Annotated in this window: 17 protein-coding genes and 1 tRNA gene; 9 read left to right on the top strand and 9 right to left on the bottom strand. The window is 73.7% G+C overall.

Going from position 1 to position 16,791, the window contains the following annotated elements; all coding sequences use genetic code 11:
* Window positions 1–16 precede the first annotated feature (16 nt).
* From ACP7TJ_RS09585 to ACP7TJ_RS09575, 3 genes are read left to right on the top strand one after another with little or no spacing between them, the layout of a single operon-like run.
* Complete coding sequence (locus tag ACP7TJ_RS09585) at window positions 17–1,183, top strand: HpcH/HpaI aldolase/citrate lyase family protein (protein WP_093767767.1); 1,167 nt, start codon at window positions 17–19, stop codon at window positions 1,181–1,183.
* 38 nt (window positions 1,184–1,221) lie between these two features.
* On the top strand, window positions 1,222–3,726 hold the full coding sequence (locus tag ACP7TJ_RS09580; RefSeq protein ID WP_427762795.1) for a phosphoribosyltransferase: 2,505 nt from the start codon (window positions 1,222–1,224) through the stop codon (window positions 3,724–3,726).
* Entirely contained in the window at window positions 3,726–4,535 is an 810-nt protein-coding gene (locus tag ACP7TJ_RS09575) for an HAD family hydrolase (RefSeq protein ID WP_266396685.1), read from the top strand. Before ACP7TJ_RS09580 ends, ACP7TJ_RS09575 begins: the two co-directional genes overlap by 1 nt.
* Window positions 4,536–4,566: 31 nt before the next feature.
* Here ACP7TJ_RS09575 and ACP7TJ_RS09570 read toward each other — a convergent pair whose 3' ends face one another.
* A complete protein-coding gene (locus ACP7TJ_RS09570; RefSeq protein ID WP_427762793.1) occupies window positions 4,567–5,373 on the bottom strand; it encodes a DedA family protein in 807 nt (268 codons plus the stop codon).
* A gap of 153 nt (window positions 5,374–5,526) precedes the next feature.
* Here ACP7TJ_RS09570 and ACP7TJ_RS09565 point away from each other — a divergent pair, with 153 nt between their 5' ends.
* Both ACP7TJ_RS09565 and ACP7TJ_RS09560 read left to right on the top strand, forming a co-directional pair.
* The gene (locus ACP7TJ_RS09565; RefSeq protein WP_189910181.1) at window positions 5,527–6,669 is read left to right on the top strand and encodes a sensor histidine kinase; all 1,143 of its coding nucleotides are present in this window, start codon (window positions 5,527–5,529) and stop codon (window positions 6,667–6,669) included.
* A complete protein-coding gene (locus ACP7TJ_RS09560) occupies window positions 6,660–7,307 on the top strand; it encodes a response regulator transcription factor (protein WP_167742990.1) in 648 nt (215 codons plus the stop codon). The genes ACP7TJ_RS09565 and ACP7TJ_RS09560 overlap by 10 nt, the downstream gene beginning before the upstream one ends.
* A gap of 24 nt (window positions 7,308–7,331) precedes the next feature.
* Here the strand turns inward: ACP7TJ_RS09560 and ACP7TJ_RS09555 are convergent, their stop codons facing one another.
* From ACP7TJ_RS09555 to ACP7TJ_RS09545, 3 genes are all read right to left on the bottom strand, one after another.
* The gene (locus ACP7TJ_RS09555; protein WP_039988362.1) at window positions 7,332–7,553 is read right to left on the bottom strand and encodes an FmdB family zinc ribbon protein; all 222 of its coding nucleotides are present in this window, start codon (window positions 7,551–7,553) and stop codon (window positions 7,332–7,334) included.
* A gap of 36 nt (window positions 7,554–7,589) precedes the next feature.
* On the bottom strand, window positions 7,590–8,987 hold the full coding sequence (locus tag ACP7TJ_RS09550) for a hypothetical protein (protein ID WP_387789432.1): 1,398 nt from the start codon (window positions 8,985–8,987) through the stop codon (window positions 7,590–7,592).
* A gap of 74 nt (window positions 8,988–9,061) precedes the next feature.
* The gene (locus ACP7TJ_RS09545; RefSeq protein WP_189910184.1) at window positions 9,062–9,868 is read right to left on the bottom strand and encodes a DUF4097 family beta strand repeat-containing protein; all 807 of its coding nucleotides are present in this window, start codon (window positions 9,866–9,868) and stop codon (window positions 9,062–9,064) included.
* 216 nt (window positions 9,869–10,084) lie between these two features.
* On the opposite strand from ACP7TJ_RS09545, the gene ACP7TJ_RS09540 reads away from it, so the two are divergent.
* Window positions 10,085–10,156: transfer RNA gene (locus ACP7TJ_RS09540), tRNA-Val, on the top strand.
* Window positions 10,157–10,212: 56 nt separating this feature from the next.
* Here ACP7TJ_RS09540 and ACP7TJ_RS09535 read toward each other — a convergent pair.
* Window positions 10,213–10,563, bottom strand: a complete 351-nt coding sequence (locus tag ACP7TJ_RS09535; RefSeq protein ID WP_093767773.1) for a hypothetical protein — start codon at window positions 10,561–10,563, stop codon at window positions 10,213–10,215.
* A gap of 110 nt (window positions 10,564–10,673) precedes the next feature.
* On the opposite strand from ACP7TJ_RS09535, the gene ACP7TJ_RS09530 reads away from it, so the two are divergent.
* Complete coding sequence (locus ACP7TJ_RS09530) at window positions 10,674–10,907, top strand: DUF2277 domain-containing protein (protein WP_167742986.1); 234 nt, start codon at window positions 10,674–10,676, stop codon at window positions 10,905–10,907.
* A 24-nt stretch (window positions 10,908–10,931) separates the two neighbouring features.
* Here the strand turns inward: ACP7TJ_RS09530 and ACP7TJ_RS09525 are convergent, their stop codons facing one another.
* The 4 genes from ACP7TJ_RS09525 to ACP7TJ_RS09510 form a co-directional block, all read right to left on the bottom strand.
* The gene (locus ACP7TJ_RS09525) at window positions 10,932–11,531 is read right to left on the bottom strand and encodes a DedA family protein (protein ID WP_093767775.1); all 600 of its coding nucleotides are present in this window, start codon (window positions 11,529–11,531) and stop codon (window positions 10,932–10,934) included.
* 277 nt (window positions 11,532–11,808) lie between these two features.
* The gene (locus ACP7TJ_RS09520; RefSeq protein WP_093767776.1) at window positions 11,809–12,261 is read right to left on the bottom strand and encodes a DoxX family protein; all 453 of its coding nucleotides are present in this window, start codon (window positions 12,259–12,261) and stop codon (window positions 11,809–11,811) included.
* Between the two features lie 264 nt (window positions 12,262–12,525).
* Window positions 12,526–14,172 (bottom strand): alkaline phosphatase D family protein, encoded by a 1,647-nt coding sequence (locus tag ACP7TJ_RS09515; RefSeq protein WP_427762788.1) that lies wholly within the window; start codon window positions 14,170–14,172, stop codon window positions 12,526–12,528.
* 90 nt (window positions 14,173–14,262) lie between these two features.
* Complete coding sequence (locus ACP7TJ_RS09510) at window positions 14,263–14,907, bottom strand: HNH endonuclease family protein (protein WP_167742980.1); 645 nt, start codon at window positions 14,905–14,907, stop codon at window positions 14,263–14,265.
* Between the two features lie 434 nt (window positions 14,908–15,341).
* On the opposite strand from ACP7TJ_RS09510, the gene ACP7TJ_RS09505 reads away from it, so the two are divergent.
* Window positions 15,342–15,923 carry a TMEM165/GDT1 family protein gene (locus ACP7TJ_RS09505; RefSeq protein ID WP_093767779.1) on the top strand — a complete coding sequence of 194 codons (582 nt, stop codon included), beginning with the start codon at window positions 15,342–15,344 and terminating at the stop codon, window positions 15,921–15,923.
* A 176-nt stretch (window positions 15,924–16,099) separates the two neighbouring features.
* The gene (locus ACP7TJ_RS09500; RefSeq protein WP_367487098.1) at window positions 16,100–16,768 is read left to right on the top strand and encodes an HAD-IA family hydrolase; all 669 of its coding nucleotides are present in this window, start codon (window positions 16,100–16,102) and stop codon (window positions 16,766–16,768) included.
* Window positions 16,769–16,791 lie beyond the last annotated feature (23 nt).

Below are 16,791 nucleotides of genomic sequence, written 5' to 3'. Positions count from 1 at the left end.
CCCACGGGGGAGTTCAATGCGTCATTTCGGGCACATCGCCCCTGAGGTGCGGAAACGTCTCTTCTATCGGGAGCCCTGCGAGTTCACCGCCGACTCCCCGGCCCGGCTGCTCTCGGTGGCGCTCGGCGCCACGCTCTACAGCCCCGCCACCCGGCCCCGGCTCGCCGACGACGTCCTCAAGCAGGGCGCCCGCGGCGTGGTCTCCATGGTGCTGTGCCTGGAGGACTCCATCAGCGACGCGGACGTCGTCGCCGGCGAGGAGAACCTGGTCCGCCAGCTCACCGACCTCGCCGGACGGCCCGGAGCGGACCTGCCGCTGCTGTTCGTCCGGGTCCGCGAGCCCGGGCAGATCGGCGACCTGGTCCGCCGGCTCGGCCCCGCCGTCGCGGTGCTGTCCGGATTCGTGCTGCCCAAGTTCACCGCCGAGCGCGGCCTGCCGTTCCTCGAGGCGCTCACCGCTGCGGAGTCCGCCTGCGGCCGCCGGCTGTTCGCCATGCCGGTGCTGGAGTCGCCCGAGCTGCTCTACCGCGAGAGCCGCGTCGAGACCCTCGAGGGCATCTTCCGCGCCGTCGACAAGTACCGCGACCGCGTGCTCGCCCTGCGCCTGGGCGTCACCGACTTCTGCTCCTCCTACGGGCTGCGCCGCGGCCCCGACATGACCGCGTACGACATCCAGGTCGTCGCCTCCGTGATCTCCGACGTGGTGAACATGCTGGGCCGCGCCGACGGCACCGGGTTCACCGTCACCGGGCCCGTCTGGGAGTACTTCCGGGTGCAGGAGCGCATGTTCAAGCCGCAGCTGCGGCAGAGCCCGTTCCTGGAGGTGGAGGCCACGGCGCTGCGCCAGAAGCTCATCGAGCACGCCATGGACGGCCTGCTCCGCGAGATCTCCCTGGACCGCGCCAACGGCCTCCTCGGCAAGACCTGCATCCACCCCTCCCACGTCCTGCCCGTGCACGCGCTGTCCGTCGTCAGTCACGAGGAGTTCAGCGACGCCCAGGACATCCTCCGGCCGGAACGCGACGGCGGGGGTGTACTGCGCTCCGCGTACACGAACAAGATGAACGAGGTGAAGCCGCACCGCGCCTGGGCGGAGCGGACCCTGGTGCGCGCCGAGGTCTTCGGCGTCACCAACGAGGACATCGGCTTCGTCGAACTGCTCGCGGCCGGCCTGGCCGAGTGAGCGAGGCGTCCGGCGGAGCGACCGAGAGGGAGAGAAGAGTGAACACCTGGTCCGGCACCTGGGTCGCCGAGCGGCTCGGCGTCGAGCTGGCCGGCGACGAACGGCTGCGCGGGATGCTGGGGCTGGCGCTGCGGCGCAACCCCAAGCGGGCCCACCTGCTCGTGTCGAACGTCCTCGGCAAGCACGTACCCCAGGCGCCGTCCGTGGTGTACGGGCACGGCGTCGAGCTCGGCCGCCGGGTGCGGGAGCTGCTGGGCGACGCGGCCGGGGAGGCCGTCGTCCTCGGGTACGCCGAGACCGCGACCGGCCTCGGCCACTCCGTCGCCGACGGCCTGGGCGCCGCGCCCTACCTGCACTCCACACGCCGGCCGGTCGCCGGGGTCGCCACCGCCGGCGGTTTCGAGGAGTCCCACTCGCACGCCACCTCCCACCTGCTGCTGCCGGAGGACCCGTCCCTGCTGGCCGGGGCCGGGCCGCTGGTGCTGGTCGACGACGAGTTCTCGACGGGGAACACGGTGCTGAACACCGTGCGCGATCTTCATGCGCGATATCCGCGGGAACGGTATGTCGTCGTCGCCCTGGTCGACATGCGGTCGGCGGCCGACGCCGGGCGGCTGGAGGAGTTCGCCCGGGAGATCGGGGCACGGATCGACCTGGTGACGGTCGCGTCGGGGACGGTGCGGCTGCCTGACGGCATCCTGGAGAAGGGGCAGGAGCTGGTCGCGCGGTTCGAGACGGCTACGGCGCTCGAGGGCGCCTCGGGGACAGCACCCTCAGGGGCGCGGGGAACTGCGCGACAAGCCCCCACCGGGCCGCGGACGCCGTCCGACCGCATCGCCCGAGTCGACTTGCGTTGGCCGGCGGGCCTCCCCGACGGGGGCCGTCACGGGTTCACCCCGACCCACCGCACCCGGCTGGACGCCGCCCTCCCCGCCATGGCGTCCCGAATAGCCACCGCCCTCCCGCACGACGCGCACCGCGTCCTCATCCTCGGCTTCGAGGAACTCATGTACGCCCCCCTGCGGCTCGCCGCGGAACTGGAGCGCACCACCACCGTCGAGGTGCGCTACAGCACCACCACCCGCTCACCCGTCCTCGCCGTCGACGACCCCGGCTACGCCATCCGCACCCGCCTCGTCTTCCCCGCCCACGACGACCCCGCCGACGGCCCCGGCGAGCGCTACGCCTACAACGTCGCCGGCGCCGGTTTCGACGCCGTGGTCGCCGTCGTCGACTCGGTCGCCGACACCCCCGCGCTGCACGCACCCGACGGCCTGCTCGCCCGGCTCGCCGAACACACCCCGCACGTCCTCCTGGCGGTCGTACCGTCGTACGTGCCGGCCGTGCCCGCCGTCGCCCAGGACGCCCCCGAAAGGTCCGCCACCATGCTGCCCGAGCCCCTCCGCGGCCCCGCCTTCTCCTCGTACGCGCCCGAGGAGGTCGGCTGGCTGCTCCAGGACCTCTCGGACGTGACGCTGGAGGCGCCGACCGAGGAGCGCGAGGAGGCCATCCAGAGCGGCGGCGCCCACTACGCCGAGTCGCTGCCCGTGGAGTACCAGCCCAGCGAGCAGTACCAGCAGCTCTTCCACAACGCCCTGGACGCCTCGGCCGCCCGGCTGGCGCACGCCGTCGGCGTGGTCACCGAGACCGTCCTCGCCGAGAGGCCGCCCCGCCCGGTGCTGGTGTCGCTGGCCCGCGCGGGCACCCCGGTGGGCATCCTGATGCGCCGCTGGGCGCAGCACCGCCACGGCCTCGACCTGCCGCACTACGCCGTCTCCATCGTCCGCGGCCGCGGCATCGACGCCAACGCCCTGCGCTGGCTGGCCGCCCACCACGACCCGCGCGACGTGGTGTTCGTCGACGGCTGGACCGGCAAGGGCGCCATCACCCGCGAACTCGCCCAGGCCGTCGAGGAGTTCGAGAAGACCCATGGCGTCTCCGGCTTCGACCCGGAGATCGCGGTCCTCGCCGACCCCGGCTCCTGCGTGCGCACCTACGGCACCCGCGAGGACTATCTCATCCCGTCCGCCTGCCTCAACTCCACGGTCTCCGGCCTGATCTCGCGCACCGTGCTCCGCGCCGACCTGGTCGGCCCCGACGACTACCACGGCGCCAAGTACTACCGCGAACTCGCGGACGCCGACCTGTCCGTGGCCTTCCTGGACGCCGTCTCCGCCCGCTTCGACGAGGTCACCGAGGCCGCCTGCGCCGAGGCCAAGGACCTGCTCGCCGCCGACCGCACACCCACCTGGGAGGGCTGGGCCGCCGTGGAGCGCATCAGCGAGGAGTACGGCATCCACGACGTGAACCTCGTCAAGCCCGGCGTCGGCGAGACCACCCGTGTGCTGCTGCGCCGGGTGCCCTGGAAGGTGCTCGCCCGCGCCGGGGCCGGCAGCGACCTCGACCACGTCCGTCTCCTCGCCGAGCAGCGGGGCGTCCCCGTGGAGGAGGTCGCCGACCTGCCGTACACCTGCGTCGGCCTGATCCACCCCCGCTACACCCGGGGCGCCACCGGCGCCGACGGCACGGCGGTGACCCGCTGATGCCCGTCATCGTCGCCAGCGACCTCGACCGCACCCTCATCTACTCCGCCGCCGCGCTCGCCCTGACCATGCCCGACGCGCGGGCGCCGCGACTGCTGTGCGTGGAGGTCCACGAGAGCCGGCCCCTGTCCTACCTGACGGAGACCGCAGGCCAGCTCCTCACCGAGCTGGGCGACGAGGCCCTGTTCGTCCCCACCACCACCCGCACCCGCAAGCAGTACCAGCGCATCAACCTCCCAGGCCCCGCCCCCACCTACGCGATCTGCGCCAACGGCGGCCATCTGCTCGTCGACGGCGTCTCCGACCGGGACTGGCACGAACGCGTCCAGGCCCGGCTGGCCGACGAGTGCGCCCCGCTGTCCGAGGTGCAGGACCATTTGCTGCGCACCGCCGACCCCGTGTGGGTGCGCAAGCACCGGACCGCCGAGGACCTCTTCGCCTACCTCGTCGTGGAGCGCGAGCTGCTGCGCGAGGAGTGGGTGAAGGAACTCGGGGAGTGGGCGGAGAACCGCGGCTGGACGGTGTCCCTCCAGGGCCGCAAGATCTACGCCGTGCCCAAGCCGCTCACCAAGAGCGCGGCCATGCGGGAGGTCGCCCGGCGCACCGGCGCCGACCTGACCCTCGCCGCGGGCGACTCCCTCCTCGACGCGGACCTGCTCCTCGCCGCCGACCTGGGCTGGCGCCCGGGCCACGGCGAACTCGCCGAGGCCTCCTGGACGGCCCCCGGCGTCCGGACCCTGCCCGAGCGGGGCGTCGCGGCGGGCGAACGCATCCTCCGCGAGTTCCTCCGCACCGTCCGCTCCCGCTGAGGCCGGTCCCCGCCGGGAGCCGGCGGCGGGATCAGCGGGGGCGGCGCAGGCTCAGGGTGTCGGCGCCCGAGTCCGCCGGGCGGACCTGCCCGGAAGGGGCGCCGGCCACCCCGGCCTCGTCGGCACCGGCATGGGCGTCGGCGTCCGCGCCGCGGGAGCCGGCGCCCGCCGGGCCCCGGCCCGCGCGACGGCTGCCGCCGCCCGAGCGGAACAGACGTACGACGACGAAGGCCACGAGGGCCAGGGCCGCGGCCGCCAGCACCGCCTTCGAGTAGGCCGACACGACGGACGTCACCCGCGTCCAGTTGTCCCCGAGCGCGTAGCCCGCGATCACGAACGCCGTGTTCCATATCGCGCTGCCCAGCGTGGTCAGGCCGAGGAACAGCGGCAGCGGCATCCGCTCCACCCCGGCCGGTATGGACACGAGGCTGCGGAACAGCGGGATCATCCGGCCGAAGAACACCGCCTTCGACCCGTGCCGCAGGAACCACGCCTCCGTCTTCTCCACGTCCGCGACCTTCACCAGCGGCAGGCGTCCCGCCAGCGCCAGCGTCCGCTCCCGGCCCAGCAGCGCCCCCACCCCGTACAGGGCGAGCGCGCCGATCACCGAGCCGGCGGTGGTCCACAGCAACGCGGCGATCAGGCTCATCCGCCCGTTGCTCGCGGCGAAGCCGGCCAGCGGCAGGATCACCTCGCTCGGCACAGGTGGGAACAGGTTCTCGAGCGCGATGGCGAGGCCCGCCCCGGGGGCGCCGAGGGCGTCCATGAGGTCGTTGACCCACTGCGGCCCGGCGTCCGCGCCCGAGGCCGTGATCGTCTGCGCTGCGATGGCTGTCATGTCGTCCACGCTAGGAAATCGGAGCTGAAGGGTCGCTGAGGAAAGCCGCACGACGAGGTGCGATCGTCCGCAGGATTTCTTGCGGTTCTCCGCAGGAGGAATTGCGGTTTTCCGCAGTGTGTGCCCCCGACCGGCCCGGCTAGTCTCGCGATCATGCGAGTCATGGCGCGGCGTGTGGTGCGGTGCGCGGTCGGTCTCATGTGGGGGGCCGCCGCGGCCGTCGTCGAGCTGCTCGGCACGGCCCTGGCCGGCCTGCTGCTCCTGCTCGTCGTGGCCTGGCCGCGGCCCCGCCGGGCCGTGCTCCGCCCGGTTCTCGCGTGCGCGCGGAGAGTGACGGAGCTGGAGCGGGCCCGGCTGCGGGTCTGGCTCCGGGTCCACACCTCTCCCGTGTACGAGGACACGCAGGCCCTGCGGTATCTGGCCTGCCGCTGGGCCCTCGGCGTGCTGGGCGCGGTGGTGATGCTCTCGGCGGCGGTCGGCCTCGGCTACGGCACGTCCTGGATGTATCTGTGGCTGCTGGTCGACGACGTGCGGAACACGGGCGCGGTCGTCTACACGTCCCTCGCCGGGCTCTTCCTGCTCTTCCTCACCGTGCAGGGGATACTCGCGGTCGCCGAGCTGGAGGGAAAGCTGGCCCGCCGCATGCTCGGTCCCCGCCATCAGGAGGAGCTGGAGCGGCGCATCGCCGAGCTGTCCGCGAGCCGCGCGGCCGTGGTCGACGCGGTGAACGACGAGCGGCGACGCATCGAGCGGGACCTGCACGACGGCGTGCAGCAGCGCCTGGTCGCGCTCGGCATGCTGCTGGGCCGGGCCCTGCGCAGCCAGGACCCTGAGCGCGCGGACCGGCTGCTGCGCCAGGCGCACGAGGAGAGCCGGCAGGCCCTGGACGACCTGCGGGAAGTGGCCTGGCGGATCTACCCCACGACCCTCGACGAGGCGGGGCTGCGGGCGGCGCTGGAGACGGTCGCCGAGCGCGCGTCGGTCCCGGTGCGGGTGGAGTACGGGCTGAGCGGGGAGCCGGCGCGGCCGGTGGCGACGGTCGTCTACTTCGTCGTCTGCGAGGCCGTGACCAACGCGGTGAAGCACGCGGCGCCGAGCCGGATAGTCGTCGCGGTCGGATCGGAGGAAGGAGCGTTGCGGGTGAGTGTCGAGGACGACGGCCGAGGCGGGGCGAACGCGTCGGGCAGCGGCCTGTTCGGGCTGGCCCGGCGGGTGGCCGCGCTGGACGGGAGGCTCGAGGTGCGCAGTCCCCCGGGCGGGCCGACGCTGGTGACCGCGGAGCTGCCGTGCGCGTGATTCTGGCCGAGGACTCCATCCTGCTGCGGGAAGGCCTGGTGCGGCTGCTGACGGAGGAGGGGCACGAGGTGATCGCCGCCGTCGGCGACGCCGACCGGCTGCTGCAGGCGGTCGCCGCGACCCCGCCGGACGTGGTGGTCGCCGACGTCCGGATGCCGCCCACCCACACGGACGAGGGACTGCGCGCGGCCCTGGAGATCCGCCGCAGCCGGCCCGAGGTGGGGGTGCTGGTGCTCTCGCAGTACGTGGAGAAGCGGTATGCGACGGAGCTGCTGACGGGTGAGTCGGAAGGAGTGGGCTATCTGCTGAAGGACCGGGTCGTCCAGGTCGACGAGTTCCTGGACGCGCTGGAGAGGGTGGCCGCCGGGCGGGCCGCCTTCGACTCGGAGGTCGTCCGGCAGCTGCTCGGCCGCACCACCCACGTCGACCCCCTGGCCCGGCTCAGCGCGCGGGAGCGCTCGGTGCTGGCCGAGATGGCGCAGGGGCACACCAACGCGGCCATCGCACGGCGGCTGCACATCTCGCAGAGCGCGGTGGAGAAGCACACCAACGCGATCTTCGACAAGCTCGAGCTGGCGGGCGGAGGGGAGGGCTATTCGCGCAGAGTGCTCGCGGTGCTCCGCTACCTGGGCAGCTGACCCGCCGGGCCGGGCGGCGCGAGGTCAGCCGCAGCAGCCCCCGCCGCAGCAACCGCCGCCTCCGCCGCCCGCGCGGGGCGCCGGGGCCGCCGCCGAGGCGGTGCCGCCGACCGCGACCGTGGAGAGGAGCTTGACCGTGTCGTCGTGACCCGCCGGGCAGGCCGCGGGGGCGGAGGACTCCGCCATCGGACGGCTCAGTTCGAACGTGTCGCCGCAGGTGCGGCAGCGGAACTCGTAGCGAGGCATGGGCACAGGTTAACCGGACCGGCGAGAGAGGGCCGGTCAGTGGGCGCCGGCGCCACGCTCCTCACGGATCTGGGCCACCACGCGGCTCACGGTCTCCCGGACCGCCTCCGTCTCGGTGAGGAAGTGCCAGTAGTCGGGGTGACGGCCCTCCAGCCCGGCGACGGCGCGCTCCAGCCGGGCCACGGCGTCGTCGAGCGGGCGGGCGTGGCGCGGGTCGGGGGTGTTGCGGCCGGCCATGGCGAGCCGCTGGGCATCCCGGATGGCGAACCGGGTGCGTTCGATCTCCTGCTCGGGGTCCTTCTGCACGGCGTTCAGCCGGCGCAGGCGGTCCCCGGCGGCGGACACGGCCTCGTCGGTGGTGTTCAGCAGGGCCCGCGCGGTGGACAGCAGGGAGGTGGCGTCGGCCCAGCGCTGTTCGTCGCGGGCCGTGCGGGCCTCGGCGAGCCGGGCCTCCGCCTGCCGGACGTTGCGCTCGGCGAGCTCGGGCACGCCCTGGAGGTCCTGCCAGCAGGCGGCGGTGAAGCGCCGCCGCAGTTCGCTCAGAACGGGTTCGACCTGCTCGGAGCGGGTGGTGAGGGCCTGGGCGCGGGTGCGCAGGGAGACCAGCCGGTGGTCGATCTCGGCGGCCCGCTCCGGCAGCCGCTCCGCCTCCACGCGGATCGCCTCGGCCTCCCGGGTGACGCGCGCGGCCCGGTCCAGGGTGGCGGGCACGCCGTGCTGCCCGGCGCCCTGGTTCAGCTTGGTCAGCTCGGGGGAGAGGGCGGCCAGCCGGGCGGCCAGGTCGTCGGCCTTCAGACCGGAGCCGCGGGCGGAGTCGAGGGCCTGGGAGGCGGCGAGCAGTGCCTGCCGGGCGCGTTCGACGGCGGGCGCGAGCCGGGCCAGCTGGGTCTCCGCCTTGCCGAGCAGCGGGCCGAGCCCGTCGGCGAACCGGTCCAGGTCCTGCTTGACCCGCCCCAGTTCGTCCTTGGCTGCGGTCAGGTCGGCACGGGCCCGGGAGGCCGTCGAGGCGTCCAGGTCGTCGCGGTCGAGGTCGTGGGCGTCGACGGCACTGATGTAACGGTGGCTGGCCTCGTCGATGCGCCGGCCCAGCGCCGCGAAGTCCTCGACGGCCCGGCGGGCCGCGGGCGAGTCGTCGACGACGGTGATCGTCTCGATGGAGATGCGCAGATCGCGCTGGGCGGTGTCGAGTTCGTAGAAGGCGGCGGCCGCGGCGTCCTTGGCGGCCTGCGCCTCGGCGCGCTGGTTCTCCGCCCGCCCGCCGAACCAGCGCCGGGTGCCCCCGCCGGCGAACGCGGCGGGCAGCACCAGCACCGCGACCAGCGGCAGGGCGGCCAGGGCGAGCGCGTCACGCAGAGGTCCGGGGGACAGGGTGCGGCGCAGGCGAGGCGCGCGCGGCTCCGACGGCGAGTACGGCTGTGCTGGTGTCGCCGTCACATCCCTCTCCCGTACTGTCGTTCGCCCTGCCCGTTGTCATTCTCCCACCGGTACAGGACGAACACACGGGCCCGTCAGTTCGCCGTGCGGACGGTGAGTTTGCCGTCGCCGGTGCGCGCGGTCACCACGTGGGAGCTGGAGTCGTCGTGCGGGACGGACACGTCCTCGGCGCCGTCGCCGGTGGAGGTGTCCACCCGGTAGGCGCCGCGCGGCAGGTCGATGGTCGTCGAGCCGTCGCCGCTGCGGGACTCCACCCGGTCCGGCACGGCGGTGAGGACGAGGTGCATCGAGCCGTCACCGCTGTGGGCGCGCACGGTGCGGGAGGAGACCTCGGCGCGCACCGATCCGTCGCCGCTGCGCAGTTCCAGCGGGCCGCTGGTGTCCGTGACGCGGACCGAGCCGTCCTTGGTGCGGACGCTCAACGCGTCGCGGAAGCCGTCGGCCCGGACGCTGCCGTCGTCGCTCTCGACGGTGACGGTGACGCCGCGCGGCACCACGACGCGGTGCTTGGCGGAGCAGTCGGCGACGACGCCCGAGCAGTGCTCGCGCAGCACCAGCCGGTCGCCGTCCATGGACCAGGTGACCTTCGGGTCCGAGCCGATGGCGACGGTCCCCTGGAACCACCGGGTGACCGCGATCTCGCCCTCCGGCTGCTCGTCCGAGGCGACGATCTCCAGGGCGGAGTCGTCGGAGTCCACGGTGAGGCTCGCGCCGGGCAGGTCGAAGGCGCGGTGCTCGGGCTCGTCGTCGTCGGCCGCCGACGCCCCGCACGCGCTCAGCGCCGCGCCGAGCACCACGGCGGCCCCGGCGAGCACGAGGGCAGGCGCCCGTACGGGACGGGATCTGCGGGTGGGCGAGGTGGTGCAGGCGGTGGCGGTCATGACGGGCTCCCCCAGGGCGTACGGCGGACGGACGGCCGCGCGGTGCGGCGGCTTCGGGTGTCTTCGACCGTACGGAGGAGGGGGCCCGCAGGGGATCCGGCCGACCGGCGGATCCGGGGTGGGGATATCCCCCGGGCCGGGGCGTACGGGGTTTGCGGGACCGTGACCCCGGCCATGTAGTCTGTCCACTCGACCCGGGCGGCGAGCGCGGGTCACGGGTGCGTAGCTCAGGGGTAGAGCGCCTGCCTTACAAGCAGGATGTCGGCGGTTCGAAACCGTCCGCGCCCACACACGACAGGGCCCCCGGAGCATCTCCGGGGGCCCTGTGCCGTCGGGGGGAGCCGCTACGGCGACTCTTCCCCGTCCGCGCCCTCCTCTTGGGCGTGCTTCAGCGCGGAGCGCGCCTGCACGCGGTCGGAGCCGGTGAGTTCCGACCAGTAGCGGTGGGTGCTGACGAACACCGCGAGCTCGTGCTCGCGGCGCCGGAGCTTCTCGACCTCGGCCTGCTCGTCCTCGGTCCAGCCGGGCGAGGCGGGGCGCTCGACCTTGCGCCAGCCGTTGTCGTCGCTGAACCCGTCGAGGGGTTCGACCGACCAGGGGAGCCGCTTCAGCAGGGCCGACAGCTCGGCCCGGACCTGATGCAGTTCCTCCTGACCGGCAAGGAGGTCACTCGGAAAGTCATAGGTCGCAGCCACGCCCCAATGATACGCCTGTTCGAATTTGGGTGGCGAGGTGTTCCGGGGTCTCGTGGGCGGTCTTCACTCTTTCGTGGCCCCGCGGGGGCGGGAGGCGCGAGACTGGGGTCATGTGCCGGAGTATCAAGACCCTGCGTCCGCCCGCGCTCCCCGAGGAGGCCACGGAGGAGGACATCCGCGCGGCCGCCCTTCAGTACGTGCGGAAGGTGTCCGGCTTCCGCGCGCCGGCCGCCCACAACCGCGAGGTGTTCGACCGCGCGGTCGAGGCGATCGCCGAGGCCACGGCCGAGCTGCTGGAAAGCCTGGAGGTCAGGGGCGCCCCGGCCCGCCGACCGGCAAGCTGAGCAACACCCCCGCCCCGGAGGGGGCTACCCCGCCTCCGACGGCTGCGGCTTGCGCATCAAGTAGCCCGCGCCCGCGCCTGCCGCGCACAGGGCGCCCACCGAGACCGCCGCGGCGAGCCACGTCGCGCCGAGCCACTGGCCGCCCAGATAGCCGAGGGCGACGCTGTAGCCGGCCCAGGTCAGGCCCGCGAGGGCGGACCAGGGGAGGAAGTCGCGGGCGCGGTGGCGGGCGGCGCCGGCGCCGAGGGAGACCACCGAGCGGCCGGCCGGCGCGAACCGTGCGAGGACGACGAGGCCGCCGCCGCCCCGGGCCAGCGCCGCGCCGAGACGTTCCTGCGCGCCCCGCAGCCGGCGGGAGCGGGCGAGGGCCCGGTCCAGACGGGCGCCGCCGCGCCAGGCGAGGCGGTAGGCGACCAGGTCGCCGAGGACCGAGGCGGTCGCGGCGCAGAGCGTCAGCACCAGGATGTCGGGCACGTAGGCGGCGGTGCTCGCGGCGGCCGCGGTGGCCGCGGTGATCACCAGCACCCCGCTGGGCAGCACCGGGAGGAAGACGTCGAGCAGGACCGACAGGGCCACCACCGCGTAGATCCACGGGCTGCCGACCAGCGACCCGACACTCTCCACTCGCACTCCCCGTACGCCCCCGTGGGCCCGTGCCTGCCGCGCTGTCGCGGCGGAGGCGGCAGGAGTGGCAGCAGAGGCCGATGACAGCCATACAGCGTACGCCCGGTCAGTGACAGAAGTGTCACGGGGGGTTCGTGTGCCCGGCACTCGCCGTACGCCAGGGCGCCCCCCGCGTGTGCGCGGGGGGCGCCCGGTGCGACTCGGTGTGCCGTAGGGGAGGCGGTTGCCGTGGGGAGGCGTCGGCGGTCGTGCGGGTGTGTGCGGTGGTGCGGTGCGGTCAGGCGGTGACGGGTGTGTGTTCCGCCGGCCGCCCGTCGCGCGCGTGTGCGCGGCGGGCGAGCAGGCGGTCCAGGCCGAAGGCCCCGGAGCCGGTGAAGATCAGCAGGAACATGGCCCAGCAGTAGATGGCCGCGCTCTCGCCGTGGTTCTCGATGGGCCACAGGGCCTCGGGCTGGTGCACCTTGAAGTACGCGTACGCCATCGCGCCGGACGATATGAACGCGGCGGCCCGGGTGGCGAGGCCGAGCAGGACGAGTCCGCCGCCGACGAGTTCGATGACGGCGGCGTACCAGCCCGGCCAGGCGCCGGTGCCGACGGTGCCGCCGTTGCCGTTCGTGCCGCCGAACAGGCCGAGCAGGGACACGGCGCCGTGACAGGCGAAGAGCAGGCCGACGACCATGCGGAACAGGCCCAGGGCATAGGGCTGGGCGCTGGTGAGGCGTCCGTTCATGGGGGGTCTCCTTCGGTCGGGCCGGCCGCTGGACGAGGCCGGTCCAGAGGGGGGCGGAACCGAGTCGGAGACCCCACGTTAGGTGTGCCTAAATCTTGGTTGCAAGTTCAACATTTGGCCATGACGTCGGCCCCTTTTGCCCCCCTCCCGCGCGCCCCCGCCGCACGTCACCGGGCACCCCGCGGCCCTCCCTTGATCACCGGGGTGACCGGAACCGCCCCTCGTCGCACAGCGGACGCACAGGTGCCCAAAGGGCTTGGCGGCTCAGCGGCTCAGCCGCCGTTCCATCACGCGCCGCAGCCGCACCCCGGCCTGCTCCTCCTGGGCGTGTTCGAGCCGCAGCACCGCCGAACGCCCCCGGGTGGCCAGCGTCATGAGCTGGTTGCCGAACCACGGCCCGCCCGTCCTGCGCCAGCCGACCGGCGGCCGGCCGAGGCCGCCGTGCCGCCGGAAGACCCGGCCCAGCGACCGGGCGGCCGCGCTCCAGCCGAAGCGGAAGCCCACCCGCATCGAGGCGGGGATGGAGTTGTGCACCGGCGAGCAGGTCAGCTGCACCACCCGTGCCTCCGGTTCCGCCCGCCCCGGCCAGCTCGGCTCGGCGACATAGGCGTGATGGACGTCCCCGGACAGCACGCACACCGTGGCGGGCGCGTCCGGGCCGCTGCCCGCGTCGGCGAGCAGCTCCGCCAGCTCGGCGAACGAGTCCGGGAACGCCGACCAGTGCTCCAGGTCCGCCGCGCGCCGCAGCTTCTCCCCGAGCCGCGCCCAGCGCGGGCCCTTGTCGCCCCGGCACAGCGCGGAGCTCCACACCTCCACGTCGTGCACCAGATGGGGGAGCAGCCAGGGCAGGGACGTGCCGACGAGCAGATGGTCGTAGGAGCCGCGGTCGTCGAACACCTGGGCGCGCAGCCAGTCGGCCTCGTCCCGGTCGAGCATCGAGCGCCGTCCCTCCTCCAGCACCCGCGCCGCGCGGCTGTCCACCATGACCAGCCGCACCCGGCCGAAGTCGCGCCGGTAGCTCCAGCGCACGGCCGTCGCGTCGGCCTCCGCCCGGGCGGCGAGGTCGCGCAGCGCGCCGGTGCCGTCGGGGGCCTCCCGCACGGCCGCGTAGACGGGGTCGGCGTCGACGTCGGCGGGGGAGAGGTTGCCCAGGTGCTGGTACACCCAGTACGACATCAGTCCGCTGAGCACCCGCTCCCGCCACCACGAGGTGGCGCGCATGTCCTCGACCCAGGAGGCGGAGGTGTTCCAGTCGTCGATGACGTCGTGGTCGTCGAAGATCATGCAGGCGGGGACGGTGGACAGCAGCCAGCGCACCTGAGGGTCGAGCCAGGACTCGTAATAGAGGTGGGTGTACTCCTCGTAGTCCGCCACCTGGCTGCCCGGCGGCTCGTCCAGGTCGCGGCGCGCGGCGAGCCACTCCTTCGTGGCGTCGGACGTCTCGTCGGCGTACACCTGGTCGCCGAGGAGCAGCAGGACGTCGGGGCGTTCGCCCTCGGGGTCGGCGGCGATGCGTTTCGCGAGGGCGTCCAGGGCGTCCGGTCCCACCGGGTCGGGCTCCCCGGTGGGCGGGGAGGCCCAGCGGCAGGAGCCGAAGGAGATGCGCGCCCGGTCGTCGTCGGCCGGGGTGCGGATCACCGACGGCGGGAACGACGGGAACGGCTCCCGGGCGAGCGGCCACACGCGCTCGCCGTCCACATGGACCTCGTAGGGGGTGGCCGTGCCCGGGGCGAGGCCCGTGACCCGGACCAGCGCGTAGTGGTGGCCGCACACCTGGAAGGTGCCGGAGGTCCCCCCGGCGCCGTCCGGGCAGCGCACCTCCACGGTGCCCGGGCCGTCCGTCTCCGCCCAGACGGTCGCGGACGACCCGTCGACGTACCTCAGCAGCGGTCCGAGCCGCAGTCCGGCCATGATGACCCCTTCCTCCGTCGCCCCGTACGGTACGCAGCGACGGAGGCCACCGGGGAGATCGGCGCACCCGGCGGTTCGGTCCGTGCTGCCTCAGCAGTTGTTGAGGTACCCCTGGAGGGCGGACTTCTCGGCCGAGTCGACCGCCAGGTTGTAGTGGTACTTCACCTGGACCCACGCGCGGACGTAGGTGCAGCGGTAGGCCGTGCGGGACGGCATCCAGGTGGCGGGGTCCTGGTCGCCCTTGGCCTGGTTGACGTTGTCGGTGACGGCGAGGAGCTGCGGGCGGGTCAGGTCGTTGGCGAAGGCCTGGCGCTGGGCGGTGGTCCAGGAGCCCGCGCCGGAGTCCCAGGCCTCGGCGAGCGGCACCAGATGGTCGATGTCCACGTCGGAGGCGGCGGACCAGGTGGCGCCGTCGTAGGGGGAGTACCAGCTGCCGCTGGTGGAGGCGCAGGCGGAGTCGGTGACGACGTTGGTGCCGTCGCGCTTGAGGACCGTCTCGCGGGTGTTGCAGCTGCCGCTGATCGTGATCCAGTGCGGGAACAGGTCGCGGTTGTAGCCGGTCCGGCTCTCGGTGCGGACGGGGAGGGTGGCGAGATAGCCGCGCGCGGTGGCGGCGCTCACCGGGGTGGGGAGGGCGGCGGAGGCGGCCGGGGCGTTGAAGAGCCCGGCGGAGGCTATGAGTCCGGTGAGCGCCGCGGCTATGCTGAGCCGTCGACGCGCGTAGAACTTCGACATGCGAACTCCCTTGTGGGGTGCGGGCGTTGGCGTGCGTGCAGGGGAATGCTCGCGGCGCCGTGTTGCCGGGAGGCGAGGGTCCGGTAAGAAGTTAATGACGCGCACATGACACGTCTACGGTTCCGGTGTGAAGTTTCCGCGCACGGCGGTGGCCGGGTCCGCCCCGGCGGCCGTTTCCGGAGCCGGGCCGGGTCTCGCGTACGATGGACGGCGCAGAAGGGGAGTAGCCCTGTGCCGGACCGTCGACATACTGCTCAGCCCGCCTGAGCCGGCGCCCGGAGGCAGACCCGTGACGGGTCCTGCCGGCGAGACCTTCGGCAAGCAGTGCACGCCCGCGCCGTACGGTGCGGGCGCCGAGTGTGCTGCCGTGCCGAGGCGTCTTGCGCGAAAGCTCATCACTCTCGGCGGGGCGGCCCCGACCGATTGAGGAACCGTTGATCAGCCTGACCGTGACGGCCGTCGTCTTCGGCGTCGTCTTCCTGGCCGAACTGCCCGACAAGACCGCGCTCGCCGGACTCGTCCTCGGCACCCGCTACCGCGCCTCGTACGTCTTCGCCGGCGTCGCCGCCGCCTTCGCGGTGCACGTCGCGCTGGCCGTGGCGGCGGGCAGCGTGCTGACCCTGCTGCCGCAGCAGCTCGTCCACGCGATCACGGGTGTGCTCTTCCTCGCGGGCGCGGCGATGCTGCTGCTCAAGAAGGACGAGGACGAGGAGGAGATCCGCAAGCCCGAGGACCAGTCCTTCTGGAAGGTCGCCGGGGCCGGGTTCATGCTCATCCTGGTCGCCGAGTTCGGCGACCTGACGCAGATCATGACGGCCAACCTCGCCGCCCGCTACGACGACCCGCTCTCCGTGGGCCTGGGCGCGGTGCTGGCGCTGTGGGCGGTGGCCGGTCTCGGCATCGTCGGCGGCAAGGCGCTGATGAAGCGGGTGCCGCTGAAGCTGATCACGCGGATCGCCGCGCTGCTCATGCTGAGCCTGGGCGTGTGGAGCCTGTGGGAGGCGGTCGCCGGGTGACGCGCGGCGGTCCCGCCGGTGAACACCCCGTGGAGGCGGTGGCGGGAAGCCGGGTTTGTTTTGTACCGTGGTTGAACAAAGTGGCTCCCGCCCGTTTCCCCTGACCGGCGGGCGGGGCCGCTCTGTCCCGCCCGGGATCCGCCTCCACGGTCCCGCACCCCGCCTTGGAGCAGCCGATGACGGCCACCACCACCGCCGTACTCCCCGCCCGCGCCCTCCTGCTCGACATGGACGGCACCCTCGTCAACTCCGACGCCTCGGTCGAGCGCATCTGGCGCCGCTGGGCCGAGCGCCACGGGCTGGACGGCGACGAGGTGATGAAGGTGGTGCACGGCCGCCAGGGCTACGCCTCCATGGCCCTGCTGCTGCCGGACCGGCCCATGGAGCAGAACTACGCCGAGAACGCCCGGCTGCTCGCGGAGGAGACCGCGGACACCGAGGGCGTCGTCGCGATACCGGGAGCCCGTGCGTTCCTCGCCTCCCTCGACGGGCTGCCGCACGCGCTCGTCACCTCCGCGGACGTCGCCCTGTCCACGGCGCGGATGGCCGCTGCCGGTCTCGAGCAGCCCGCGGTGCGGATCACGGCCGAGTCGGTCGGCGCGAGCAAGCCCGACCCGGAGGGCTTCCTGAAGGGCGCGGCGGAACTGGGCGTGGACCCGGCCGACTGCGTGGTCTTCGAGGACTCCGGCGCGGGGATCGCCGCGGGGCGCGCCGCCGGGATGCGGGTGGTCGGCATCGGCCCGCGGGCCGGCTTCCACCGGCCGGACGTCGTCGTCCGCGACCTCACCCAGGTACGGGTGGAGCGCACGCCGGAGGGGACGATCCTGCTGCACGTCTCCGCTTAGCGAGCGGCGGCCTCAGGCGCCTC

Origin of the sequence: Streptomyces sp. DSM 41931 (genome assembly GCF_050271085.1) — a bacterium.
GTDB classification, from domain to species: domain Bacteria; phylum Actinomycetota; class Actinomycetes; order Streptomycetales; family Streptomycetaceae; genus Streptomyces; species Streptomyces albogriseolus.
This window is presented reverse-complemented; position numbering and strand designations above follow the sequence as displayed.

Bases quoted from the DNA above. Each gene is read 5' to 3' on its own strand.
- ACP7TJ_RS09585 (WP_093767767.1), top strand. From the start codon at position 17: ATGCGTCATTTCGGGCACATCGCCCCTGAGGTGCGGAAACGTCTCTTC.
- ACP7TJ_RS09575 (WP_266396685.1), top strand. From the start codon at position 3,726: ATGCCCGTCATCGTCGCCAGCGACCTCGACCGCACCCTCATCTACTCC.
- ACP7TJ_RS09570 (WP_427762793.1), bottom strand. From the start codon at position 5,373: ATGACAGCCATCGCAGCGCAGACGATCACGGCCTCGGGCGCGGACGCC.
- ACP7TJ_RS09565 (WP_189910181.1), top strand. From the start codon at position 5,527: ATGCGAGTCATGGCGCGGCGTGTGGTGCGGTGCGCGGTCGGTCTCATG.
- ACP7TJ_RS09555 (WP_039988362.1), bottom strand. From the start codon at position 7,553: ATGCCTCGCTACGAGTTCCGCTGCCGCACCTGCGGCGACACGTTCGAA.
- ACP7TJ_RS09545 (WP_189910184.1), bottom strand. From the start codon at position 9,868: ATGACCGCCACCGCCTGCACCACCTCGCCCACCCGCAGATCCCGTCCC.
- ACP7TJ_RS09530 (WP_167742986.1), top strand. From the start codon at position 10,674: ATGTGCCGGAGTATCAAGACCCTGCGTCCGCCCGCGCTCCCCGAGGAG.
- ACP7TJ_RS09520 (WP_093767776.1), bottom strand. From the start codon at position 12,261: ATGAACGGACGCCTCACCAGCGCCCAGCCCTATGCCCTGGGCCTGTTC.
- ACP7TJ_RS09515 (WP_427762788.1), bottom strand. From the start codon at position 14,172: ATGGCCGGACTGCGGCTCGGACCGCTGCTGAGGTACGTCGACGGGTCG.
- ACP7TJ_RS09510 (WP_167742980.1), bottom strand. From the start codon at position 14,907: ATGTCGAAGTTCTACGCGCGTCGACGGCTCAGCATAGCCGCGGCGCTC.
- ACP7TJ_RS09500 (WP_367487098.1), top strand. From the start codon at position 16,100: ATGACGGCCACCACCACCGCCGTACTCCCCGCCCGCGCCCTCCTGCTC.